Below are 25,902 nucleotides of genomic sequence, written 5' to 3'. Positions count from 1 at the left end.
CTATTAATATTTGTGCAAGAGGTCTATTATATTATTCTCCTCAGCCCCTCTACCCATTTATTCCCCAGGATATTGAGGTGATTATGTCTACGGGTGGGGATATGGGGCAAAGCGTGGAAATCTTCTTGGTATAGAGGTATAAGGCAATTAGATTCAATGATAGTTTATATGCAAACTGAATCAGAAACGCGATCGCTAAGTAAATTTTAACGAGTCTTTGATACTCGTGAACAATGATCAGAATCTCAAGAAGAGAGGCGAGACGACGGTATTCAAACTTTTACAGGCGGTTTCTAAGGATACAAAAGATTTCTTGATAAAACTAGGTTATACGATCGCTACCGCAATGGAGGCGATCGCACCACAATTTCTGAACCCTACGAGATATTGCTACGGCATCACATCTTACCAATTCAGCTTTTATGAACCGACAGTGACGGTGTAAGACAACACAAAGGGCTTGAAATTAGCTCCAGATTTTGGAGTACCGCTTAACTCCAATTCATAAGCTCCTACTTTGGGAAATACGATTTCGGCTCCAGGAATGTTTTTATATTGCTTGGTTGATACATTATGTAAACTTGGCTTCAGTAATGGGGTATCAGTTTCGCTGTGAGGTTGAGGGTAGACAGCCAACTGACAGTTACATTGTGTCAGGGGGATTACTCGCCCGCCTTTACGAGTGAGGACAATCCAAGCATGAGCGGTTTTGCCAGCTTGAGGATTGTCATTGGGTTCAATGTGCAGCATCCCGCCTACGTCTTGTGACACCTTTTCGGTGTGGGCATTAACTGGTGTAGCAATCAGAACCGAAATTAATAATAGCCATCCCAAATTCTTCTCTAGGGTAAAGTGGAACATATAGTTTATAACAGTAAGCGAAGTAGACCAGGTTGACTGGGGAAAGGCAATTAAAGGAAAATCCCAAGATTTTTGATGTTATTTTTCCACCAGTATTTAGGAACGATAATTTTAAAAGAATAGTTGTGTCAAAAGACAACCTGTCAAACTTTGCCCGAAAATTCTTTACCAACTACTAAAGCTCAATTCCAACTAAAAACTTGTTTACTTCTGAACTTAATACCTAAATCTCTAACTTAAAGGCTCATTAAGTTATTACTTATGATAGTTACTAAAACTCACCTGGATGAGTGAAAGTAATGATAGTGATGAGTGAGAGGAAATATATTTAGTAATTGAGGTTCAAAGCATGGACTCGACATGTAAAGTTCTAATTGTGAACTCGTCCTGGTACCTTCCAATGCCGTTGAAAGAGTATGCAATGAGCCGAGTGACTGTCTACTTTTATAACGATGGGTGGGTTCCAATTAAATATTGTTTTTTGGAGAAGGCAATTGTGCTTCACCACAAGGCAAAGCTAGAAGGCAAGGAAATTTTATTATTTCCTGCTGATGTAGACCCGAATGAATTCTCAAACTCTTTTAACTAAAATGGATTGAGGTAGACTATTTTTCAAAAATCTTGGCAACAAATGAATCGGCTAGAGAGGCGTACATATATATGATGTACGCCTCTACTTGTAAATGGGATTAAAAATTTGTGCGAACTTGAAAGCTAAAGGTGCAGCAGATAGGCGAGTTTCAAATTTCTATAGCGCAGGTGTCAAAGCGCCTTGCAGCCGCAAGTGATATGGAACCAAGAATATTAAGAGTTTCTAGAAGTGCTTATCTAACAACTTCTGATACAAACTGTCAGAGACCCAGAAGGATGTAGATTGAAGGCTTTGAACAACAATAGGTAGATCAATGAGTTTCATAGTCGCAGCTTGATCCAGAATTCCGAGGATGCCTGTGATGATAAACCCTCTTTCTTTAGCGGTGCGACGCGCCTTCATTTCGTCTAGCAGGAGTAAATCTGCATTCAGTTCTTGGGCTAAAAGAATGGCTTCACGTTCTCCGGGATCGAGTAGCTCGACAATTTCATCTGAAGGTTGACTGACAACTTGAATTTTGAGCCAAGTGGGTGGAGTCGCAATCCAGGCTTGGACAGATGGTGGAGCGGATGCATTGGATAGTTCGCTATAGACTGCCAGGGGAATGATGATTTGCCCGAATAATTCGGGTAAAAGATTAATGTGCCCAATCAGGATCAAGTAGTTGATTGGAGAAGTATTAGAAACAATAATCATTATGTGCCTAAAACGCTGCGGATGTTTTGAACATCTTGTTTCAGGTCGTCTTCAGTGTAAGGCAAGTAGGCTTTTTCACGCTTGAGAAATTCGTAGGTTTCCCAACGGGAACAAAAGTTGAGCATTCGGCGAACTTCAGCTGCTCCAATGTGACCTTGGCGATAGCTGTCAGCCGCAATAAGTTCCAAAATTCGACGAGAAATGTTAGCGGGTTCGAGTTGCAGTTGATTAGCAATGTTGTCAGGGAGTTCTATTAAAATATGCATTGGTTATTCTTTTAGAGATGTTGAACATTTGCCATTGCAAAAGCACCTTGAAATATTTACACGAAGGGCAAGGAGGAAAGAGGAAGGGAGAAAGGTAAAAGTTCTAGTAATCAAACTAACCCAGAACGGAGTGCCACAACTGCTGCTTGCACGCGATCGTCTACTGCTAATTTATTCATTATCCCTCGGACGTGAGTTTTGATGGTGTTGGGACTGAGATAGAGTTTTGCGGCAATCTCTGGGTTACTTAAGCCGTCTACCATGAGTTTCAACACTTCTAACTCGCGCCCAGATAAGTTGGCGTTGTTGCTGGTGGGTGAGGGCGGTTTGAGATTATCAATTACTCGCCGCGCAATTTGGGGATCGAGATAGGCTGCACCATCAACTGCGGCTGCGATCGCACTTAACAATCGTTCCACACTTGCACCTTTGATGCAATATGCATCTGCACCGCTAGACAGGGCAGCAATAATTTCTGTCTCCGTTTGATGAGATGTCAGCATCACCACATGAGTTGCTGGCAGCGCCGCCTTAATTTGCTGTGTCGCTGCAATGCCATCCAATCGCGGCAATCCAATATCCATAACCACCAAATCAGGTTTCAGTTGCAGTGCTGCTTGAACTCCCAAATAACCATCTTCTGCTTGTCCAACTATCTCCAACTGAGGATGAGCCATTAACGATTGTTCTAATCCCAGTTGCATCATCGGATCATCTTCGACAATTAACACGCGCAACGGCGGAGCATTAATTGGTAAATTTAAGGGATAGCGAGTATCTAAAGACATTTTTATTAGTTAGGAGTTGGGAGTCTTTTATCTGACTTTTCACGTGATCTGGAAACCTCACTTCCATTCCTCTCCCCTGGAGAGGCTTTGAATTCTTCCCCCTTCCCTTGTAGGGAAGGGGGTAGGGGGTTAGGTTTCGCGTTGGTTTTTTCAGATAAGGTGAAAAGTCACTGTCTTTTATCAGTTGTTTTGTCTTTTTTACCTGCCAATGACCAATGACTAAGGGACTAACAAAAAATCAATTATCCAAAATTATTTGTACATTTGTAGGGGTGCAAGGCCTTGCGCCCCTACGATGGGATTTTTTTTTAACTGGAAGTCCCTAACTTGTTTTATTCTTCTACGCGATAGCCTAACTCTGCTAAACTGATCCGCGACTGTCGCCATTTCGGCTGGACTTTGACAAACAATTCTAAGTAAACTTTACCAGCGATTAACTTTTGGATTTGTTCACGAGCTTCACTACCAATTGCTTTGAGCATTGCTCCGCCTTTGCCAATGAGTATGCCTTTTTGGGAATCGCGCTCGACGTTAATAGTGGCAAGTACACGGGTAATGCTGGGAGTTTCTTCTACTAAGTCAATGGCGATCGCTACTGAATGGGGTACTTCTTCACGAGTCAATAATAAAATTTGTTCTCGGATCAATTCACCCATAATAAAGCGCTCTGGCTGATCAGTTACCAAGTCTGGAGGATAGTATAATGGCCCAATTTCTAAATGTTCAATTAATAATTCTTGAAGTTGCGGTAATCCTGCACTAGTCTTGGCAGAAAACTTCACGATTTCCCATTCATGGGACTTGGCCATCTGGGCGTAACTATCGTCTAGAAACTGAGAATCCGCGGGTTGTTGGTCAATTTTGTTCGCACCCACAATCACCGGTGTTTTGCTACGACTGAGCAAATCGGCAATATAGCGATCGCCTGCACCACAAGCCACCGCCCCATCTACCACAAACAACACTACATCTACCGATTCAATTGCAATTTTGGCATTTTGCACCAACACTTCCCCCAATTGATGATGGGGCTTATGAATTCCCGGCGTATCTACAAATATTAACTGCGCCTCTGGTGTAGTTAATATACCGCGCAAACGGTTACGTGTTGTTTGTGCTACTGGGGAAGTTATGGCAATCTTTTGTCCTACCAATTGATTCATTAGAGTAGATTTACCGACATTAGGACGACCAACAATGCCGATAAAACCTGATTTAAATTCAGGAGGAGCCTGTGGAATTGTTACTTCTCCTGAAAAAGAGAAGTTGTAATTATCAATACTAGTCACCTTTGGCTCCACCCTCATATTTTACAGCTGGGATAACTTGATTTTTTCTTAGACACAAAACAAGCATAAAATTACCCTGGCATTTTTAGGGATTGTTTTAGCCGAGGTTTAATCTACTACTGGCTCTACACTTAATATTTTACAGCTGAGATAACTTTGTTTTGTTTTTAGATACAAAACAAACATAAAATTACTTTGGCATTTACAGAGAAGATTTTGAAACGGTTTAATCTGCTGCTAACTTTGGCTTAAATTTCATCGACTACTCAATATATTTGGATCAAAATGTCAATAAAAGATATCGGAGAACGCAAACGCATAGGAATTCTTACCAGTGGAGGTGATTGTTCTGGCTTAAATGCTGTGATTAGGGCTGTAGTAAATTGTGCTGTGAATACCTACGGCTGGGAGGTTTTGGGAATTCGGCAAGCGACTCTAGGATTAATGGCGCGTCCACCACAATTCACAAAGCTGGAAGTTGATCAAGTTGACTCGCTATTAACTGCGGGTGGCACAATGTTAGGGACAACCAATAAAGGCGACCCTTTTGCCTTTCCAATGGCGGATGGAAGTTTATGCGATCGCTCCGAAGAAATTATTGCAGGTTATCATCAACTAAGTTTAGACGCTTTGATTGGGATTGGTGGCGATGGTAGCTTGGCAATTCTGCGTCGCCTCGCCCAACAAGGTGGGATTAATTTAGTTGGTATTCCTAAAACAATTGATAACGATATTGGCGTTACTGAACATGCCATCGGTTTTGATACAGCAGTCAATATTGCCACGGAAGCACTAGATCGGTTACATTTTACTGCTGCAAGTCATAGCCGAGTCATGATTTTAGAAGTAATGGGGCGTGATGCCGGACACATAGCAATAGCTGGGGGAATTGCGGGGGGAGCAAATGTAATTTTAATTCCCGAAATCCCTTACACAGTTGAGCATATTTGCCACAAAATCAAAGAACGCCAAGATAAAGGCAAAAACTATTGTTTGATTATTGTTTCGGAAGCGGTTCGTACCCAAGATGGGGAAAATGTGACGATTACAAATCGCTTAGGTCAATCTCGATACGGTGGAATTGGCGAATATTTAGCAGATGAAATTATTCAGCACATTGGTGTTGAAACGCGAGTCACAGTTTTAGGACACATTCAACGGGGTGGAACTGCTTCACCACTCGATAGATTAGTTGCAACTGTTTTTGGCGTTGCGGCGGTTAATCTAATTGCAGAGAATAAATACGATCGCATGGTGACTTGGCAAAATCGCCAAGTATTAAGTGTACCAATTACAGAAGCGATCGCTCAATATAGCGCCGTCGATCCCAATGGTACTTTAGTTAAAACCGCTCGTGGTATGGGTATTTATTTAGGCGACTAAATTTAGTTAAAAGGGCGGTTAGAAACCGCGTCTATACAGGCAAAACCCACCTCCGTGGGTTTCAAAGTCCTTGAGTTTGCGTAGGTGGACTTCTTTTTGCAAAACTGATATCCTCCCGCCAACTCCTGTTTTCTATCTTTTAACTAATAACTCCTAATACAAACTCGCCTTGATTCACAGCCTGATTGGTTGCGACATCATAAACCAATCCATCCTGTTGAGCGCAGACATCAATTACACTGGGTAACTTACCTTCTTTATTAAAACTGAGAATTTGATACAGTTTTTCTCCAGCTTTTACAGAACTACCTAATTTTATTCTGGATTGAATCATGCCACCTGCGATCGCATAATATTTTTTCCTGTTGCTGCTAGATGTAAAAGTCATATCATGGGTTTTTGTGTCATCCAATAAATCAGGAATTTGCAGTACACCTTTTTGTGCTAAATAGTTTTTTACACCCTGTACACCGTTGGCGACTGAATCAGGGTTCATTTGCATTCCTGTTCCTAATTCCAGAGTCCAAGCTTCCACATCAAACTTAATTTCTCTACCCAACTCTTTAAAACAAGCTTCCAATGCTAACCAAGGTTTGATAAAAGCTTCATCAAAAGCATCACCATCATATTTATCAAGTAAGATTCCGAAATCAAACCCGAAGTATTTTGCACTGTCTTCTCGATTTCGGAAGTAATAAATGTAATCTAACGCTTGATCTGTAGAACTATGTAAATCAATTAAATAGTCTGCATCTAAACTCAGATTTTGTAGTTTGTACCTAAAAACCTCAGTGTAGGGCACACTACTGGGAGAATTAATTTTCTCTAAATTTTTCGCAAATTGTTGCTTAATTATAGTTAGATAATTTTGTCTAACGACCTCTAGATCAATATGAAGTTGAGATTTAGTAAAAGCGACTAAATCATCAGCTTCTTTCTCATAGTCCCAAAATACGCGATTCCAGTCTTTGGCTTCGTAAACGCAATATCGTCCAGGTGAAAAATGATGAGCGCGTTCATTCGTCCCCATTGGATTACAAACGGGAACCAGCCAAATTTCTCCAGTTAAATCTGGATCATTTATTGTTAATAAAAACTCAATTAGCTGATGAATAACGGCATTACCAGCGATTTCTGCACCGTGCAGATTAGATTGAATGTAAACCTTTTTACCAGGTTGAGCGCCGATGAATTTGTAAACTTGTAAAGATAGGCGATCGCCCGAAGCCATTTGACGTAATACAATGCTTTCAATAACTGGCTGCATGAAATAACTCGGTGATGATTTGAGTAAATTATCGCTGTATCTGTACCGAATTAAAAGCCACGTAAACCAAAATTATACTAAATATCTTTGTCGGGTGTGTTATGCCGTTCGCTTTTAGCGTTCCCGCACCCCTGCTCTTACAGCTATTTTCAGGCAATTGAACCACAGATTTTTGTAGGGGCACGGCATTGCCGTGCCCCTACCCCGTGGTTTATTTACTTGAAAAATGCTGTAAGCAAGCTACACGTAGTCTCTCCCTCAAGAGAAGGGTAGGCTAATGCACCAAATTATCTATGCCGAGAGTCTTCAATAGCAACAGTGGGTTACAACGAAGGTGTAACCTACCCTATATTTATAAATATCCCCACCGTACTAAACAAATATTGGGAATTAGCTATCCTCAATTACTCTTGTTAGTCAAACAAGAAAAATTGAGACATAAAGAGCGACAAGCTGAGGCAGAACCTCAGAAAGTTTGAATCAACTCAACTGGAGGGGGACGTAAACTTAATTAAACACTCAGGGGTTAAAACACGAGATAGAGGAATTAACAAACTCATGCCCCGTTTGCCAAAGTACTGTAGCAAAAAGAGCTATCTGCAAAGATAAATTTCTCAAAGCCAGTCGTAGACAAACTAATGGTGTTTCCATTGTTGTTGAAACTGATTTTGGCACTTTCAAGGGTATTGCTAGGAAGAACACCAGATACAATCACTTGGGAGCGTTTGAAAGCGCCCAAATCCAGGGTATCAAAACCGTCCCCGCCATTAACACTCGCTTCCCCAAATCCTTTGAAGTAGTCATTCCCAGTGCCCAGATCAATCTTGATCCCGCCACCGATAGAGACTTTTTGTTGAACTCCATCTAGGATACCAGTGGCGATCACAGAGTCATTCCCATCGCCAGTCTTGATAATTCCTTGTCCATAAATGCCATAGGCAGTAGCACCAATTGTTGAAGATGCCTGTCCGGTAAGTTTGTCAGAACCCTCGCCCGTATCAATGACTCCATCGTTGAAGATGCCATAGCTGGTAACGTTTTTTTCAGAACTGTTCCCATAACCGATAATCGTGTCGTTGCCCAACCCTGTAGTAATGGTGGCGTCTTTAGTGTTTTGGATGCCGATTCCAGTACCGCCATCGCCGTTGCCGACAGGACTGGTGCCACTGCTGCCGCCGTTCCCTGTGCCAATGATCGTGTCGTTTCCGTTCCCTGTATTAAAACTGCCACTATTGGCGATGCCTGTCCCAGTAGCACCGTTGGCGCCCTTGTCGTATGGGGGGTATTGTATACTGTCCTGGCGGCCACCGCTGCCGCCAGTACCTGTGCCAGTGATCGTGTCTTCTCCGTCTCCGGTATCCAGTTCCTTACTGTTAGTGATACCAGTTCCAGTACCGCCACCGCCGTTGATGTAATACCCACTGGCGCCGTTGCCGCCAGTACCTGTGCCAGTAATCGTGTCTTTTCCTGAGCCTGTATTAATACTGCCACTGTTAGCGATGCCGATTCCAGTAGCGCCGCCCCCACCGATTTCGCCGATGGCACCGCCCCCGCCAGTACCTGTGCCAGTGATCGTGTCTTCTCCGTCTCCGGTATCCAGTTCCTTAGTGTTAGTGATACCAGTTCCAGTACCGCCACTGCCGCGGTCTTTGCCGCCGTCGCTGCCCCTTCCTATGCCAGTGATCGTGTCTTCTCCTGAGCCTGTATTAATACTGCTACTGTTAGCGATGCCTGTCCCAGTACCACCATAGCCGCCCACGTAACCCCCACCATTCTTGCCGCCGTTGCCTGTGCCGGCGATCGCGTCGTTTCCATCTCCTGTATTAATACTGCCACTGTTAGTAATGCCGATTGCATTACCAGCATTGCCGCCGCCGTAACCCGAACCACCTCTGCCGCCGCTGCCTGTGCCAGTGATCGTGTCGTTTCCATCTCCTGCATTAATACCGCCACTGTTAGCGATGCCTGTCCCAAAACCACCATTGCCGCTCTCAAAGCGGCCGTCAGTGCCACTACCGCCGTTGCCTGTGCCAGCGATCGCGTCGTTTCCGTCTCCTGCATCAATACTGCCACTGTTAGCGATGCCTGTCCCAGAAGCACCGTTGCTGATCTTCTGTTCAGGGCCGTCATCGCCAGTAGCGATGCCAGTGATCGTGTCTATTCCTGAAAGTGTACGAATGTAACCTCCAGTTAAAATATTAATACCAATTGCTGGTGATGCATTTAACTGTTCTCCGATTAAAGTATCCGCACCCGCGGTGCCAGTGAAATTGGGTGGAACGTTTAGTCTAAGCATGAGTAAAATCCTCTTAATTAGGTTAATACGGTAGCGAAAGCTGATTTAAATCACCAGTTTCTCAAACAAATTCCCAGAATCCTTTCTCCAACGGCTATTGAATCATTGAATACCTTTTGGAGTAGTGCCGCAAGGCGGAAGTCACACATTCACGCATTCAAAATGCTTTAATTTTAGGCTTTCTGGCTGTTTTAAAAGGTAGGTTTATTTTTGCCCTGTACTAGGTTGATTCAGATCCCTGACTTCTTCTAAGAAGCTAAGGATCTTGCAGCCCTTCAAATAAGTTTTATTTAAGCATTGGTAGCGATCGCACAGAGCGATCGCATAAGCTTTTGTCAAAAAGTTGTAATGTTAAGGCTTAATGTCGTAACCTTAAGCCTTAATCTTATGATGCTGGTGATTAATGTTGTAATGTTAAGGCTTAATGTCGTAACCTTAAGCCTTAATGTCGTAACCTTAAGCCTTAATGTTATAGCGTTAAGCCTTAATGTCGTAACGTTAAGGCTTAATGTTGTAATGTTGGTGACGACAAGACATTCACTTATAACTTTGGTTCATTGGTGATTGTAGCTACTGCACATGGAATACCGATTGATGGTGCGTAGGCGTAGCCCGTCGTAGACATCGCTACAATTATCGTGTTATATATTCTAAAAATTGGGATAAATATTTTCTGCAAATACACTAAGCCAGAGAGTGAGGCGGAGTAAGGGAAAAATAATAACTCCTAACTTTTGACTTCCCCGTTTGCGTAGCGTCTCCAAGAGTTGGGGCTAACTCCCCTCACGTCCCCGGTAAATTTCGCAACCGCTCATCCAAATGAGTCCGGTCTGCCAAAGCCTTCAATAGCGGCCCATGTGAAGTAAATTCTACAATACTGACTGAAGCAACAGGGCATCCCAAACGAAAACGGAAGCGTCCCACATCAATCCCCAATAAACTACACAGAATAATTCTGATAGTTGCCTTGTGGGAAACCACTAACACATTCCCACTGCTGTAAAGACTCTTGATTTCTTCAATTACCTGCAAGGCGCGAGAAGCAATTGTAACTGCCATTTCTCCACCATTTGGCCCATACCAAGCTGGATCGGCTGACCAGCGAATATAATCATCGTGATATTCACGGCTAATTACTTCTGGCGTTTTTCCTTCCCACAAGCCATAGTTAATTTCCTTCAAACCATCTCTAAGTTGTGGTTCCATCCCTATTGCTTCAGATAAGGGTTTTGCTGTCAATACAGTTCGCCGCATTGGACTACAAAATATTGCTGTCCAATCCATAGAATTATATGCATCCGCAAAAGCCTTTGCCATCTCCAAGCCTTCTGGGGTAAGTTGTGAGTCTATGGAACCGCAAAAGGAATTATTGCGACTGCATTCTGTCTGTCCATGACGGAGGAAATAAATAGTTAGGCTCACGGTATATTCTCATGGATTGTCAATTTAAGAGCGCTAACAATCAGATGTAGCTGAAGATAGTTAATGCCTGTGGTATATTACTACATTTTTTTGAGATTTGGAGTGATTTTCAGATTGAGCAAAGTTGCCGCAGCTACGACCGTCGTGTTTCCTTTTCGCACTGGATGTTTTCTACTCATGATGTATCACTAAGAACATTTAGTGTGATGTTCTTAGTGATACATCTTATGCTAATTTTTTGTTTAAGTTGATACCAATGAGCAATGCTGTGCCCCTACGACAGATGTGGTTTAAGGGACTTCCAGTTAAAAAACATCTTGCTACATCATCCCGTTCATTGGGTTTAATTTGTGCGATCGCCTGTTGTAATTCTGGCTCCATTTGGCTGGTAGGAATCGGATCTGGATGTAAAGATCGACCAAATAACTGCCGATGTTGATCTGCTGTTGCCCGTTGGGCGAAATCATCGAAATTGTGATATTCCGCCGTTGATTCGGCTTTAGTATCATCAGAGATTCAACATCCCCTGAGCCAAATACTTTGATTTTAAGACGAAAGTCGCCAAATATTGGCGACTTTGATGAAGAATTATTTTTTTATATCTTAAAAAAACACTTTAAATAACAGATAGAATAAGTTGTATATTTAAACTAAATTGCTTGCGTCTATTTCTTATAAACTTTGAATTTATAGATATTATTCCTCGATATTGATAAATTGGTCTTTTAATGTAGAGACGTAATTTATTACGTCTCTACAAAATTTATATCAATCAAGCGAGCTTATTATCTTTCAACGCTTGCTAAGAGGAGAAGAAAGATGTATGCCATTGAATCTTAAAAACTTCATACTTTCTTGCAAAAAGGGAATCTATCCCATTGATATCCCTAGAGTTTCTGCAAAAAAATTCTGAATTGTTAGTCAATGTTTTTCTTTACGCCATCTTTTACGTCTTCAATTCCGTGACGCACTTCGCTTTCAGCTTGTTTTGCTTTACCTTTTGCTTTATCTTCTGGATCTCCAGTGATATTTCCTAGTGCTTCTTGAGCTTTACCTTCAACATTTTTAGCAGCTGCTTTTGCGCGATCTTCGATGCTCATATCGTACTCCTGATTTAATTAAAATTTTCCAAAGTTATAAACTAACTTTGAAATCTTTTTGTTATTACTTTTACATTATAGCTTAAAGTCTTTGCTAGAGCCTTCCACCACAAGGCATATTCAATAACTGGTAATTCAGAAAGTTAGTTGGAGTAAGCGTTCTGGCTGCTGATTTAATACAAAATAAAGCAATAACAGTTTAGTTACCTATGCTAAAAGACATAGAAAAATAGGACTTACGCAAAAATTGCTAAAAAGCTTAATTTATCGAACCGCCAAGACGAGGCAGTGCATTGGGCGGCTCTGCCGACTTGAAGCAACTGCCGTGCCAAGAGCGCCGAGAATTCGTAGAGTGTGCGTAAGTCCTAAAAAAGTGCAAATATTGTAATTCCTCTTTTTGACTGTTTAACTAAAAAAACCCAGTTCCGTACAGAAGCTGGGTTAATAAAGTTATGAGGATATTTTTTTGTCTAATCTAGAAAACCCATTAGGCTTTCAGAATTGTCAACCTCATTTGATGCTATCGGACGGTTCCCAAATGTTGAATAGCTTTCATCAATTACCAATAAACTTGAGCCAATTGGACGAATCCCAGAGAGATTAATACTTTCAACGACTTCAAATGTATTAGCGCCAATTGGACGAATACCCATTGCATTAAAAGTTTCAACTACTTCTAACGCACTGCTGGTAACGGGACGCACCCCAGCAATTGAAAGTGTTTCAGCAACATCTAAGTCGCTAGCGCCTATGGGACGAACTCCAGCAAGAGCGAGTGTTCCAGAAGCTCCCACTGGCAATTCAGCACCTTCCTCGACTTTATCTGCACTCAAGCTCTTGTCTTGTTGATTTTCAACTTCCTCTGTAGTTTCCCCCGCAGACTTGGCATACTTTTGCCGAGAACTGGTTGCTTTGCCAGTGCTGCTAATAGTCATAAACGAACACCTCTGATTTGTTAATTGAATTTTACAATAATTAAGGAAAGATGAAATTTTTTCCCATATATCTTAGAGTTTAACCTTAAAAAACCTTGTATATATATAAGTTTTTTTCAAACTGATACATAAGTAAATTTAAAGTATTAATTTTTGTAAAAAAATATTACTATTTATTTGGTTTAATAAGCCAGCTACAATGGATACAGGGCGAAATCCTCACCATGAGATCGGGTATTTCCAGCAAAACTGTATGACAGAATTTTGTCTTCAAGCTCCCTTTAGTCCCACAGGCGATCAACCACAAGCGATCGCACAACTTACTGCTAGTATCCAAGCTGGTAATCATTACCAAACTTTACTAGGAGCCACTGGAACTGGCAAGACATTTTCAGTAGCAGCAGTGATTGAGAAAATTGGCAAGCCTACCTTAGTTCTGGCGCATAACAAAACCCTTGCTGCCCAGCTTTGTAACGAGTTGCGGGATTTCTTTCCCAACAACGCAGTTGAGTATTTCGTGAGCTACTACGATTACTATCAGCCAGAAGCGTATATTCCCGTTACCGATACTTATATTGAAAAAACAGCGGCGATTAATGATGAAATAGATATGTTGCGGCATTCAGCTACGCGATCGCTTTTTGAACGCCGTGATGTCATTGTCGTTGCTTCCATCAGTTGCATCTATGGTTTGGGAATGCCAGCAGAATATCTGAAAGCTGCCATCCCCCTTCAGATAGGTATGGAAGTAAATCAACGCCAAATTTTACGAGATTTGGCAAATGTTCAATATAGTCGCAATGACATAGAAATGGGTCGAGGAAAATTTCGCGTCCGAGGTGATGTTTTAGAAATTGGCCCAGCTTATGAAGACCGAATTATTCGTGTCGAATTTTTTGGTGATGAAATTGACGCGATTCGCTATATTGATCCAGTAACAGGTGAAATTCTCAAGAGTTTGGAAGCGGTAAATATCTACCCTGCACGTCACTTTGTCACCCCAGAAGAAAGGTTAGAAGTAGCTTGTAATGACATCGCAGCCGAGTTAAAACAGCAAAAACTAGACTTAGAACAAGCTGGGAAATTATTAGAAGCGCAACGCATAGATCAACGCACACGTTATGACTTGGAAATGCTGCGCGAAGTAGGTTACTGCAATGGCGTTGAGAACTATTCCCGTCACTTAGCAGGAAGACAAGCTGGAGAATCACCAGAATGTTTAATCGATTATTTTCCCAAAGATTGGCTACTAGTGATAGATGAATCTCACGTTACTGTGCCACAAATTCGCGGCATGTATAACGGTGACCAAGCTAGAAAAAAAGTTTTAATCGAACATGGATTTCGTCTTCCTAGTGCTGCTGATAACCGTCCTTTAAAAGCCGAGGAATTCTGGGAAAAGGTGAATCAGTGTATTTTTGTTTCAGCAACTCCCGGAAATTGGGAATTAGAAGTTTCTGAAAATCATGTAATTGAGCAAGTGATTCGACCAACTGGAGTGGTTGATCCAGAAATTTCTGTGCGTCCTACAGAAGGACAAATTGATGATTTGTTGGGAGAAATTAAAGATAGAGCCGATCGCCATGAACGAGTGTTAATTACCACATTAACCAAGCGGATGGCGGAAGATTTAACCGAGTATTTGCAAGACCATAGTATTCGGGTAAGGTATTTACATTCTGAGATTACTTCTATTGAGCGCATTGAGATTTTGCAGAACTTGCGCGAGGGGAAATTTGATGTATTAGTTGGCGTGAACTTGCTGCGGGAAGGCTTGGATTTACCCGAAGTTTCCTTAGTAGCAATTATGGATGCAGATAAAGAAGGTTTCTTGCGAACCGAGCGCTCCTTAATTCAAACTATTGGTAGAGCCGCGCGTCACATTCAAGGACAGGCGATTTTGTATGCCGATAATATGACAGGTAGCATGATTAAAGCCATTGATGAAACAGACAGGCGGCGTGGTATTCAAACAGCACATAATCGACTGCATGGGATTACACCACAACCAATTGTTAAAAAATCAAGTAATGCGATTTTGGCTTTTTTAGATGTATCTCGGCGGTTAAATGCAACTGACTTGAAAGTTGTAGATGAACATATAGATGAGTTGCCATTAGAACAAATTCCAGGGTTGATTACTGTGTTAGAAGCACAGATGAAAGAGGCGGCAAAGAAACTAGAATTTGAAGAGGCAGCAAAATTGCGCGATCGCATTAAACACCTGCGGGATAAAATGTTGGGACGTTAGAAGTATTTTTATCCTTGAATAGATGCTTGTCGTTAGACATCGCCTACTCATGATAGTTAATACCAGTCAGCGATCGCAAGTCCCGCAACTCTAGAAAATTCATTGACATTGTGAGTAACAAGAGTTGCTCGAAGTGCAAGTGCGATCGAACCAATTGGAGTTCCTTGCTTCTCTAGCTGGGTGCGAATTGTTGTAGCAGTAATAGCCGGATAATGACCCCAATTTAAAGTTGCAAAATGTAAAGAGAATCATCCGATCGCCATTCTGAACGAGCCAGAGCATAATATACTACATCTAAGTTATAAAACTGAGCATTTTTCTGATATTTTAAGCCGCATTTCTCCATTACACGACGCGAAGCTATATGTTCTGGTGCAGTGATGGCGACGAGATGATCTAGCTTGACTTCCTCAAAGCCATACCTCAAACTTACCTTTGCGGCTTCGGTGGCAATTCCTTGATTCCAATAAGCTTCGTCTAACCGATAGAGAACTTCGACTTCAGGGCTATTTGGTAAAAAATTCAGCCCACAATGACCAATTAATTTGGTGGTGGCTTTTTCCACTACAACCCAGACACCAAAACCGTGCTGTTGCCAGTGTGTAATAAAAAATTTTAATATTTCCTGTGTTACTTCTTTGACCTGATCTTTTGGTATCGATCCTCTGGATGAATACCTCATAACTGCTGGGTTGCTCAAAATGGGAGCAAGTTCATCCAGGTCTTGAGGAATACATGGTCTCAGTAGCAGTCTTGCAGTTTCTATCTCAGGCATGATATCAGAGCAGGAGGCCAAACACTACTTTAAACAAGCGTATTTTTTTTTGCAAACATTAATATAATGCTCTTACTATGAGCATCTACCAATCTCTCAAAAAATCTTATCCGCAACATCGTCGCAGTGAAAATGACTGGCGGTTGTTTTTGCGTTTAGTGCCTTATGCCCGTCGTAGCGGAGGACTGTTAACGCTGTCGATGTGCCTACTCATACCGATCGCGCTAGCTAATGCCATACAACCACTGTTGATTGGCCAAACTATCTCCCTAATTCGCAATGAACCAAGCACTTACGAATTTCTGAGGAATCGCCCCTTGTCGCAAGGGCTAAATATCCTGGAGGGATTATTGGTAATTTCGATCGCAATCCGATTGATTGTGACAGGCTACCAGGGTTATTTAGTCCAGAAGTTAGGGCAACAAATCACCGCAGCAATTCGCCAAGACTTATTCCACCATGTAACATCTTTAGCAGTACGCTTTTTTGACCGCACGCCCGTAGGTAAATTAATCACCAGAATCACCAGCGATGTGGAAGTGTTAGGCGATGTCTTTTCTACTGGGGCAATTGGCATTGTGTCCAATTTGTTTTCCATGCTGGTGATTTTGGGTTTAATGTTTTCCATCCAATGGCAACTCACTTGCTTGCTGCTATTGATGTTGTTACCAGTAACCTGGTTAATTGTTTACATTCAGCAACAGTACCGCAAAGCCAATTACAAAGGACGGGAAGAACTTTCTACCCTGAATTCACAGTTACAAGAAAATGTCCTCGGCATTAACGTGGTGCAGCTGTTCCGCAGGGAAAAATTCAATGCCGAATTGTTTCGCGCCACGAACAGTCAATACACTCAGCAAATGGATCAAACCATCTTTTATGATTCATTTATTTCAGCAACCTTAGAATGGATTGGTCTGATTGCGATCGCAGCTGTTTTGTTGATGGGTGGTTCGTTACTGTTGGGAAAAAGCTTGACTTTTGGAACTTTGTCTGCATTTGTATTGTATGCCCAGCGATTATTTGACCCTTTAAGGGATTTTGCGGAAAAATTTACAGTAATTCAAGCTGGTTTCACTGCCATTGAACGCGTAGGCGATATATTAGATGAACCGATAGAAATCCGCGATCGCGCCAATGTGCGCTTTTCAATATTTGATGCTAAATTCGGCTATATAGATGAGATAGTTGCAAATCTACAATCCCTAGACCTGACTTCCCCGCCTGAACTCGGAGAAATTCGCTTTGATCACGTCTGGTTTGCTTACAAAAATGATGATTACGTAATTAAAGACTTAGATTTCACTATTCATCCTGGTGAAAAAGTGGCATTAGTCGGCCCCACAGGTGCGGGTAAAACATCAATTATCCGTCTTTTGTGCCGCCTCTACGAACCCACCCAAGGACGCATTCTCATCGATGGTATCGATATTCGGGAAGTACCACAGGCAGAATTACGGCGCTACATGGCAGTAATTCTCCAAGAAGGCTTTTTGTTTGCTGGCGATGTTAAAAGCAACATTTCTTTAGGAGATGGCTATACCGTTGAACAGATTCAACAAGCAGCAGAGCAAACCAATGTTGCCCAGTTTATAGAAGAACTACCCCAAGGGTATGATACTCAACTTCGAGAACGGGGTACAAATATTTCTAGTGGTCAAAAGCAACTTTTAGCCTTTGCGCGGGCTGCCATTCGCAATCCTCAAATTTTGGTACTAGATGAAGCTACTGCTAGTTTAGATGTTGGTACAGAAGCTTTAGTTCAAGAGGCATTAAACGAGCTTTTGCTCAGACGTACCGCAATTATTATCGCTCACCGCCTGTCTACGATTCGCAATGTAGACCGGATTTTTGTTTTGAAGCGTGGCGAATTAATCGAGCAGGGAAGTCATGATCAACTACTGCAACAGGGAGGGCTTTACGCTACTTTACATAACTTGCAGATGTTGGGAACTTAGACTAGAGATCGGCAAAAACTCACATTTACTACAAAAATGACTTAATTTTGCGGAATATGTAACAGGGTTTGTGTTGACAATAAAGAAAAGCCTTGTTGTGAGGTAGTTAATGAAACTGGATTTACAGAAGTTTTACCAAGCTTGCAACCCTAGCAAGACCTTGGCTGTGGAAAATGCTGAGGATAGAAAGTACTATATTGATTTTTCTTCAGTGCGCGGTGGCAGGATCATTGAGGAGTTAAAGGAGAATATCACATTTTTTTCACCTGAAGGGACTACCTGCGAATTATTTACAGGACACATCGGCTGCGGCAAATCTACAGAATTGCTCAGACTGAAAGCAGAATTAGAGCAAGCAGACTTCCATGTGGTATATTTTGAGTCCAGTCAAGACTTAGAAATGGGTGATGTCGATATCAGTGATATTTTATTGAGCGTAGCTCGTCGAGTTAGTGAAAGTCTTGATAGCTTAGAAAAACTGGAAATTCCTGAACCCCAAGGTCTGAAGAAAATACTTCAAGGAGCCGCTAAACTGTTGATGACAGAAGTTGAAATTTCTGCCGAAGCATCAATTCCTGGCATTGGTAAAGTTTCTGCGAGTACTGAGGGCAAGTTTGCTGCTGAAGCGAAAATTCCAGGTATTGGAGAACTGAAAGCAAATGAGAAAGAAGGAGTATCGGTGGTAGCACTAGGCATTGGCAAGATTACAGCCAAAGCCAAAAATAGCCCTGAACTTCGCAACAAGTTAAGAGAATATTTAGGGCCACGCACAAAAGGCATTATAGATGTAATTAACGAGGAACTACTCGAACCTGCCATAGTTAAACTGAAGCAACACGGCAAAAAAGGACTAGTGGTAATTGTCGATAATCTTGATCGCGTTGAGACTGCTAACAAGTCTTGGGGACGACCTCAGCCTGAATATCTATTTGTAGATCGGGGAGAACAATTAACTCAACTCAAGTGCCACGTAGTTTACACCATGCCTTTAGAGTTGATGTTTTCCAACGACTTGAGCAGGTTAACACAGCGGTTTATGGTCTATCCAAAAGTGTTACCGATGGTGCCAGTGCAATTACGCGATGGCAGTGAATGCGCTGAAGGTATGGCACTATTGGCACAGATGATACTAGCAAGAGCTTATCCTGATAATCAGCCAGAGGATCGCCTCGACTGGATTACAGAGATTTTTGATACTCCAGAAACATTAGAAAGACTCTGCCGAATTAGTGGCGGTCATGTCCGCGAATTACTTAGACTGCTCAACGATTGGATCAAAAAGGAAAGAAAACTACCTTTATCGCGTGCAGGGTTAGAAACTGTAATTAGAGCCTACTGCAATCAAATGACCTTAGCAATCACAGATGATGAGTGGGGCTTGTTGCGCCAAGTACAACAGCGAAAATGGGTAAGTGGCGATGATGGATACCGAATTTTGGTACACAGTCGATTCGTCTATGAGTACCGAGATACTCAGGGGTCTTGGTTTGAAATTAATCCGATTTTGGCAGAAGCACCAGGGTTGCGGCTTTAAGGAGAGACGCGATTAATCGCGTCTGTACAGGAGTCAGGAGGAGAGACGCGATTAATCGCGTCTGTACAGGAGTCAGGAGGAGAGATGCGATTAATCGCGTCTGTTTCTGGAGTTAGGAATTAGGAGTTTGGAGTTAAAAATTATAAGTTATTTCTCCCCCTGCCTCCCCTGCTCCTACTCCCTATAAGCGAGGTCTAGTCATGAGTCATCCACAGCCACTCGCAACCGACAATGAAAATTCTTTACAAGAATTAGCATGGGCGATCGCTACTTCTCAAGAAGAATTTTCCCTGATTTTGGCAGTCTGTAATGGAGCTAGTTTGCGAAGGCGTTTGGTGCAAAGTCTGCAAGCATCGAGCGATTTGAAAATTCGGGAAATAGTTTTGGATAAGTCGATTAAAACATTTTTTCAGACTATCCAAAATTTACTCGGTTCTGAGCATCCCCAAGCACTGGTAGTATCTGGTTTAGAATCAGTTAGCAAGCTAGAACAAGTGCTGAGTGGTGCTAATCAGGTCAGGGAGGAGTTTAGAAAAAACTTTCACTTCCCCTTGGTGTTGTGGGTAACGGATGACGTGCTGCACAAACTGATGCGATTAGCACCAGATTTATACAGTTGGAGTACCATCGTTGAATTTGCGATCGCCACTGATGATTTAATTGATTTTATTCAGCAAACTGCTGATGAAGTCTTTGAAAAAGTTTTAGCCGCTGGTGCAGGCAGATATCTAGAGAGTACGGCGCTAAATTTACAAGTTGGCTCTCCACGCCGAGTTGAGTTGGAATCAGCATGGCATGATTTACAAAATCGTCGTTTGAATCTCAATCCTGAGCTAGAAGCGAGTTTGGAATTTATGCTAGGTCGAGCGAATTCTAGTTCGCTAGAATTGTCAAGGCAATATTACCAGCGTAGTTTAGCACTTTTTGTCAATGATTCCCCATCACCCCGCTTTCTAGAACGACGCGCTTGTTTACTTTACTCTTTAGGACTTTGGTGGCGTACCTATGCAGTGTTACATCACCCTGAACAGGATAGTGCTACTGGTTGTGCTAAAGATTATTTTCAGGAATGTATTGAGGTATTTGAGCAAGCTAATCGTCAAGATTTGGTAGCAAAATTTATCAACGCTTTGGGTTCTGCACTGCAAAATTTGCACCAGTGGAAAGAGTTGGAAGCTGTTGCTAATAAAGCAATTGTGTTGCATCAAACCTATCCCAATCAGTTTAAACTAGCCAGAGCTTATAGCTTTCTAGCTGAGGTGCTAATCGCTAAATCCGCTTGGAACGAGGCAAAGCAAACGGCACAACAAGCGCTTTCTCTGCTAGATAGCGGGCAAATAGATACATCTGAGCCAGTCTCAGAGGAGATGAAAGCAGATTTAGATTGGGAAAGGTCGTATCATCAGGGTTGGTATTTGTTTGCGTTAGCGCGATCGCAATCTGCACTCAATCAACCAGAAGCAGCACTGCAAACCTTAGAAACTGCCAAAGCAGAAACCAAAGCACAATACGATCCAGAGCTTTACATTCAAATTTTGGCAGAGTTACGAGCAAACTACTTTCAAAAAGGTGAATATCGAACTGCATTTCATCTTAAACAAGAACAGCGATCGCTTGAACAGCAATATGGTTTCCGTGCATTCATTGGTGCAGGTAGGTTACAAGCACAACAAACAATAAATAACCCGGCCTTACCATCCGTTGAACAGCAAGCAACAGTAGCCACAGAAATTGCTGCTTCGGGAAGACAGCAAGATATTAATCGCCTGATCGAGCGCATGGGTCAACATGACCGGAAACTAACAATCATTCATGGACAATCAGGTGTTGGGAAAAGTTCAATTTTACAGGCTGGATTAATCCCCGCATTGAAGCAAAGATCCATTGGTGTCCGTGATGTCTTACCTGTTTTACAGCAAGTTTATCCAGATTGGATTATAGAATTAGGCAACTGTTTACGAGATGCTATTTCTGACTTACCGCGCATTCCCTATGAAGGCAGAAGCTATGAATATTCTCCTCCTCAAACAGGAGACGTAGATGGGGAAAAGTCTATCCTCAACCAATTAGAAAAACATGATGATTATAATCTACTGACAGTTTTAATCTTTGATCAATTTGAAGAATTTTTCTTCATTTACAAAGATCCAAGCAATAGACGAAGATTTTACGAATTTTTGCGTACTTGCTTAGATATTCCTTATATAAAGGTTATCTTATCTTTACGTGAAGATTATTTACATTATCTATTAGAGTGTAACAATCGCCTTGCTGATTTTGATGTAATTAATAACAATATTTTAGATAAAGATATTCTCTACTACTTGGATAACTTTTCATTAGAAGACGCTAAATTAATTATTCAAAATTTAACTCAAAAAAGCCAGTTAGTTTTTGAAGCACCATTAATTGATGAATTGGTGAAAGATTTAGCTAGAGACTTAGGTGAGGTACGCCCCATTGAATTGCAAGTAGTAGGAACGCAATTACAAACAGAAAAAATAACGAAGCTAGAACAGTATCAACAACATGGCCCTAAAGAAAACTTTGTTGGGCGATTTTTAGAAGAAATTGTCCAAGACTGTGGTTCTGATAATGAACAAATCGCTAAACTAGTTTTATATTTGCTCACGGATGAAAATAATACCCGCCCTTTAAAAACTCGTGCTGATTTGGAATTAGAGTTAGATGTAAAAACTGAAAAGTTCGACTTAGTTTTAGAAATCTTAGTGAAATCAGGGTTAGTGCTAAGAGTGCCAGCATCACCTGCTGACCGCTATCAGCTAGTACATGATTATTTAGTGCCATTTGTGCGACAGCAACAATCAGCTAGATTAATTGCTGAGTTGGAAAAAGAGAGAGAACAACGAAAGCTGACAGAAGCGAAATTGAATGAAGTTCTTAAACAGCAACTTTTAGAGACACGTAGAGGCTTAGTCTGGAAAGTAGCATTGGGTGTAGTTACTGGTGGATTAGCAATATTCTTACCACTGTTGTGGATAAATCAAAACAATGCCCAACTGATATCTTTGAATACTGAAGCAAAAGGGCTGCTAAAATCAAACCAAGATTTAGAAGCACTGGTAAAAAGTTTAAAAGCAAGCAGACGATTGCAACAGTGGTGGTCAGTTGGAGTTAAATCTGAAACCCAAATGCAAGTAGTTACGACACTACAAGATATAGTCTATACCATAAAACAACGTAATACTTTAGAGGGTTATAACGATAGTGTCACCTGCGTTAATTTTAGCCCTGACGGCGAAAAATTAGTTTCTGGAAGTGAAGATGGGACAGTAAAACTGTGGAATCGAAATGGCAAAGAAATTAAAACTTTCAAGGCACATGATCAGAAAATTACTAGTATCAGCTTCAGCCCTGATAGCCAGAAGTTTGTTTCAGGTAGTGAAGATAAAACTATAAAACTTTGGAGTCTAAACGGCAAAGAAATCCAAAAATTCGCTGGACATACAGAAGGGATTACTAGCGTTGGCTTCAGTCCAGATGGTCAGAAAGTGATCTCTGGTAGTAAAGACTGGCTGGTTAAACTGTGGAGTCTAGATGGCAAAGTAATCCAAAACTTCGCTGGTCACAATGGGAGTATTACCAGTGTTAGTTTCAGCCTTGATGGTAAGCTAATTGACTCTGCTAGTGAGGACAAAACCATAAAGCTATGGAGTCTAGACGGTAAACAGATTAAAACAATTAATAATAATGAAAGAATCACTAACGTTAGTTTTGTCCCCAATGCTCAGACTATTATCTCATTAAGTGGTGATAATACGACGACGATTAAACTGTGGCGACGTGATGGCACTTTAGTGACTACCAAAAGTATATATACAACAATTGGGATGTATGGTGTTTCTCCAAATTTGATAAATTGGAGTCCTAATGGTCAGATTGTAGCTTCAGGTTTTGAGAGTAACAACTTTGTACAGGTACAACCTTGGAATATACAAAACTCGTGGGACACAGAAAATATCTTAAAGCTTGAAGGGCATAAAAATAATATTACTAGCATGAGTTTCAGTTTTGACAGTAAATTCCTCGCCTCTGCCAGTGAGGACAAAACCGTGAAACTTTGGAGTATGGAAAGCGAGGATTGGAAAACCTTTGATGATGGTACATCTAGAAAAGTTAATTTTAGTTCAGACGGGAAGCTAGTTGCCTCTATTAATCAAAACTATAATTATTACAACAGTAATGTGTACAATAAAGTCCAACTCTGGCAGCGTCACGGCACTCAGAAAATAACCTTGCCTGGGAGTAATTCAGCAATCAGTTTTAGCTCTAACAATCAAATTCTAGCCTCTGCTAGTCAGGACAGTAGAGTGCAACTGTGGCGGCGTGATGGTACTTCTAATAGAACTCTCCCAAATGAGCTTGTTAACGGGAGTTTTAGTCCTAATGGGCAAAAAATTGCTCTGGTCAAAAATGATAACACAATACAACTATGGGCAAGTGATGGTAAAGCGATCGCAACTCTTAAAGGTCACAAAGATACTATCTCTGAAATTAGTTTCAGTGCAGATGGAGAGACCCTTGCAACACGCAGTAAAGATAAAACTATCAACATCTGGCGATGGGATGGCAGCTTAATCACAACCATTAAAGATAATAGCGGAATTCCCGATTATAATTATCAAGATAAACATAAAAGTATAGGTTTCAGTCCAAATGGTAAAACTTTAGCTATTTGGAACGCTGATAACACAGTAAAATTTCTCCGACAAGACGGTAAAATAACAAGAACTATTAGGTCTAATAAGCTTATGTCGGTTACTTTTAGCCCTAATGGTGAGATGGTAGCTATTAAAAAAGGAGATTATGGTGATAATCAAGAGGTAGAACTGTGGCAGATTGATGGCACTTTACTCACAACCTTGAAGAAACAGAACAAAACAGACTACATGAATGTCGAAGGTTTCACTTCTGATAGTCAAACAATAGTCACCAAAGCTCAAAAGGATAAAGTGACTCTCTGGAAGCTGGATGGCTCTGTACTTTCAACTGTTGATAAACAAGTAAATAGTTTCAGTCCTGATTACCAAACTCTAGTTACTTTCGAGGGGAATAATAGGCTAAAACTTTTGCGGCGCGATGGTAAACCAATCAGCACTATTGAACTTAAAACAGAAAGGTTCAGTCCAGATCACTATAATATGTATCCAAAAATTAGTTTTAGCCCAGATGGTCAAATCTTAGCCATACAAACCAATGAGCACACTTTAGAAATCTGGCGGACTGACGGTACTTTCCTCAAAATTTTTCCTAATCTAAGTAATCCAGATATTGAGCGATTTAACAATTTTTCCCTTGAGCAGCACATGAGTTTTAGCTCAGATAGTCATACTATAGCTATTCGCACAGGTGAGAATGCCGTACAATTCTGGAAACTTGATGACAAAGCAAGTATAAAATTATCTTTGCTAAATACTATCAACGGCAAAGGCAATTGGGTTGGACAGGTAAAATATGTCTCTAATAACCAGACAATAGCAATTGTCGGGGGTAATGACACAGTAAAACTTTGGCAGCTGACTCGTGAACCAAACAAAGAAATACAATTGTTAAAAACTTTGTTAGGTCATAGTAATGAAATCACAAGTGTGAGTATTAGCCCCGATGGCCAGTTAATTGCTTCAGCCAGTAAGGATAAAACTGTAAAACTTTGGCAGCGTGATGGCAAGCTACTTTATACCTTTAAAGGGCATAACAAACAGGTTAACGATGTTAGTTTTAGCCTAGATGGTAAGCTGATTGCCTCAGTTAGTGATGATAAAACTGTTCTACTCTGGCGACCTGATGGTAAGGTAATTAAGACTTTTAACGAACACGGTAATGCAGTCACAAGTGTGAATTTCAGTCCCAACGGTGAGACAATAGCCTCTGCTAGTAAAGACAACACTGTGAAACTTTGGAGCGTGAACGGTAAAGAAACCAAAAGTTTGACAACTTTAACCAGCGATGAGCCTGTTACTAGTGTCAGCTTTAGCCCCGATGGCAAGATAATAGCTTCAGCTAGCGCTCAAAAAGTGAAACTCTGGAGTCTGGATGGTAGTTTGTTAACAAATTTTGAGCGCTTTGGCAGTCAGAATGTGACTTTTAGTCCAGATGGTAAGAGTATTGCAAGCGGGGGTGATAGAGCTTCAGTTTGGGATTTTGACTTAAATCAACTTCTCAAACGCGGTTGTGATGAGGCGCATGATTATCTGAAGAATAACCCGAAAGCAGAAAGCGATCGCTATCTCTGTGACGACATTTACAACCAAAAGTGAAAGAGCAATTTTAGAATATAATCAGTGCGATCGCATTTCTAATGGTAAAACTGCGATCGCATTTAGAAAGGTAAGTGTTCGATATACAACAGTACTGGCACTTTCAGCAAACCTGTAGACGTGCTGAAATCATCTATCTCCAGTGTGCGATCGCTAGTTGGCAACTATCCATTTAGCAACCATGCTCCGACGTTCTTGCTTAATTTATTTT

At 41.3% G+C, this 25,902-nt stretch carries 19 protein-coding genes and 1 pseudogene; 7 read left to right on the top strand and 13 right to left on the bottom strand.

Features of this window, described 5'->3' with window-relative positions:
• The first annotated feature begins 226 nt into the window (after positions 1–226).
• On the top strand, positions 227–445 hold the full coding sequence (locus V7K35_RS08745) for a hypothetical protein (RefSeq protein WP_335078081.1): 219 nt from the start codon (positions 227–229) through the stop codon (positions 443–445).
• Here the strand turns inward: V7K35_RS08745 and V7K35_RS08740 are convergent.
• The 5 genes from V7K35_RS08740 to era form a co-directional block, all read right to left on the bottom strand.
• Positions 421–861: a hypothetical protein gene (locus V7K35_RS08740; protein WP_335078079.1), complete on the bottom strand. Its 441-nt coding sequence runs from the start codon at positions 859–861 to the stop codon at positions 421–423. The two genes, V7K35_RS08745 and V7K35_RS08740, sit on opposite strands and share 25 nt — an antisense overlap.
• An 814-nt stretch (positions 862–1,675) precedes the next feature.
• Entirely contained in the window at positions 1,676–2,149 is a 474-nt protein-coding gene (locus V7K35_RS08735) for a DUF3368 domain-containing protein (protein WP_335078077.1), read from the bottom strand.
• Complete coding sequence (locus tag V7K35_RS08730; protein ID WP_335078075.1) at positions 2,149–2,415, bottom strand: UPF0175 family protein; 267 nt, start codon at positions 2,413–2,415, stop codon at positions 2,149–2,151. The genes V7K35_RS08735 and V7K35_RS08730 overlap by 1 nt, the downstream gene beginning before the upstream one ends.
• 110 nt (positions 2,416–2,525) lie before the next feature.
• Positions 2,526–3,203: a response regulator transcription factor gene (locus V7K35_RS08725; protein ID WP_334798043.1), complete on the bottom strand. Its 678-nt coding sequence runs from the start codon at positions 3,201–3,203 to the stop codon at positions 2,526–2,528.
• Between the two features lie 332 nt (positions 3,204–3,535).
• Positions 3,536–4,510: a GTPase Era gene (gene era, locus V7K35_RS08720; RefSeq protein ID WP_273768277.1), complete on the bottom strand. Its 975-nt coding sequence runs from the start codon at positions 4,508–4,510 to the stop codon at positions 3,536–3,538.
• 282 nt (positions 4,511–4,792) lie between these two features.
• Here era and V7K35_RS08715 point away from each other — a divergent pair, with 282 nt between their 5' ends.
• Entirely contained in the window at positions 4,793–5,875 is a 1,083-nt protein-coding gene (locus tag V7K35_RS08715; RefSeq protein WP_335078165.1) for an ATP-dependent 6-phosphofructokinase, read from the top strand.
• 139 nt (positions 5,876–6,014) lie between these two features.
• Here V7K35_RS08715 and V7K35_RS08710 read toward each other — a convergent pair whose 3' ends face one another.
• The 7 genes and pseudogenes from V7K35_RS08710 to V7K35_RS08680 form a co-directional block, all read right to left on the bottom strand.
• The gene (locus V7K35_RS08710) at positions 6,015–7,142 is read right to left on the bottom strand and encodes a succinylglutamate desuccinylase/aspartoacylase family protein (RefSeq protein ID WP_335078073.1); all 1,128 of its coding nucleotides are present in this window, start codon (positions 7,140–7,142) and stop codon (positions 6,015–6,017) included.
• Between the two features lie 556 nt (positions 7,143–7,698).
• The gene (locus V7K35_RS08705) at positions 7,699–9,438 is read right to left on the bottom strand and encodes a hypothetical protein (RefSeq protein WP_335078071.1); all 1,740 of its coding nucleotides are present in this window, start codon (positions 9,436–9,438) and stop codon (positions 7,699–7,701) included.
• Positions 9,439–9,642: 204 nt separating this feature from the next.
• Complete coding sequence (locus V7K35_RS08700; protein ID WP_335078069.1) at positions 9,643–9,777, bottom strand: hypothetical protein; 135 nt, start codon at positions 9,775–9,777, stop codon at positions 9,643–9,645.
• 444 nt (positions 9,778–10,221) lie between these two features.
• The gene (locus tag V7K35_RS08695; protein WP_335078067.1) at positions 10,222–10,860 is read right to left on the bottom strand and encodes a histidine phosphatase family protein; all 639 of its coding nucleotides are present in this window, start codon (positions 10,858–10,860) and stop codon (positions 10,222–10,224) included.
• Positions 10,861–11,130: 270 nt separating this feature from the next.
• A pseudogene (locus V7K35_RS08690) lies at positions 11,131–11,405 on the bottom strand (hypothetical protein); the annotation flags it as partial.
• Positions 11,406–11,777: 372 nt separating this feature from the next.
• Complete coding sequence (locus V7K35_RS08685; RefSeq protein WP_273768282.1) at positions 11,778–11,960, bottom strand: CsbD family protein; 183 nt, start codon at positions 11,958–11,960, stop codon at positions 11,778–11,780.
• A 470-nt stretch (positions 11,961–12,430) separates the two neighbouring features.
• Positions 12,431–12,895 carry a hypothetical protein gene (locus V7K35_RS08680; protein ID WP_335078065.1) on the bottom strand — a complete coding sequence of 155 codons (465 nt, stop codon included), beginning with the start codon at positions 12,893–12,895 and terminating at the stop codon, positions 12,431–12,433.
• A 253-nt stretch (positions 12,896–13,148) separates the two neighbouring features.
• Between V7K35_RS08680 and uvrB the strand changes: the two genes are divergently transcribed.
• Positions 13,149–15,146 (top strand): excinuclease ABC subunit UvrB, encoded by a 1,998-nt coding sequence (gene uvrB / locus V7K35_RS08675; RefSeq protein WP_335078063.1) that lies wholly within the window; start codon positions 13,149–13,151, stop codon positions 15,144–15,146.
• 223 nt (positions 15,147–15,369) lie between these two features.
• On the opposite strand, the gene V7K35_RS08670 is transcribed toward uvrB, so the two are convergent.
• Positions 15,370–15,921, bottom strand: a complete 552-nt coding sequence (locus tag V7K35_RS08670; RefSeq protein WP_335078061.1) for a GNAT family N-acetyltransferase — start codon at positions 15,919–15,921, stop codon at positions 15,370–15,372.
• Between the two features lie 77 nt (positions 15,922–15,998).
• Here V7K35_RS08670 and V7K35_RS08665 point away from each other — a divergent pair, with 77 nt between their 5' ends.
• The 4 genes from V7K35_RS08665 (at position 15,999) to V7K35_RS08650 (ending at position 25,809) form a co-directional block, all read left to right on the top strand.
• Complete coding sequence (locus tag V7K35_RS08665; RefSeq protein WP_335078059.1) at positions 15,999–17,879, top strand: ABC transporter ATP-binding protein; 1,881 nt, start codon at positions 15,999–16,001, stop codon at positions 17,877–17,879.
• Between the two features lie 109 nt (positions 17,880–17,988).
• Positions 17,989–19,413, top strand: a complete 1,425-nt coding sequence (locus V7K35_RS08660; protein ID WP_335078057.1) for an ATP-binding protein — start codon at positions 17,989–17,991, stop codon at positions 19,411–19,413.
• Between the two features lie 200 nt (positions 19,414–19,613).
• On the top strand, positions 19,614–25,691 hold the full coding sequence (locus tag V7K35_RS08655) for an nSTAND1 domain-containing NTPase (RefSeq protein ID WP_335078054.1): 6,078 nt from the start codon (positions 19,614–19,616) through the stop codon (positions 25,689–25,691).
• Positions 25,666–25,809, top strand: a complete 144-nt coding sequence (locus V7K35_RS08650) for a hypothetical protein (RefSeq protein WP_335078052.1) — start codon at positions 25,666–25,668, stop codon at positions 25,807–25,809. The genes V7K35_RS08655 and V7K35_RS08650 overlap by 26 nt, the downstream gene beginning before the upstream one ends.
• Positions 25,810–25,902 lie beyond the last annotated feature (93 nt).

It is taken from the genome of Nostoc sp. (assembly GCF_036917275.1).
In the GTDB taxonomy this organism is placed as follows: domain Bacteria; phylum Cyanobacteriota; class Cyanobacteriia; order Cyanobacteriales; family Nostocaceae; genus Nostoc.
The sequence above is the reverse complement of the archived record's forward strand: the minus strand, read 5'-3'. Positions and strand labels throughout refer to the sequence as shown.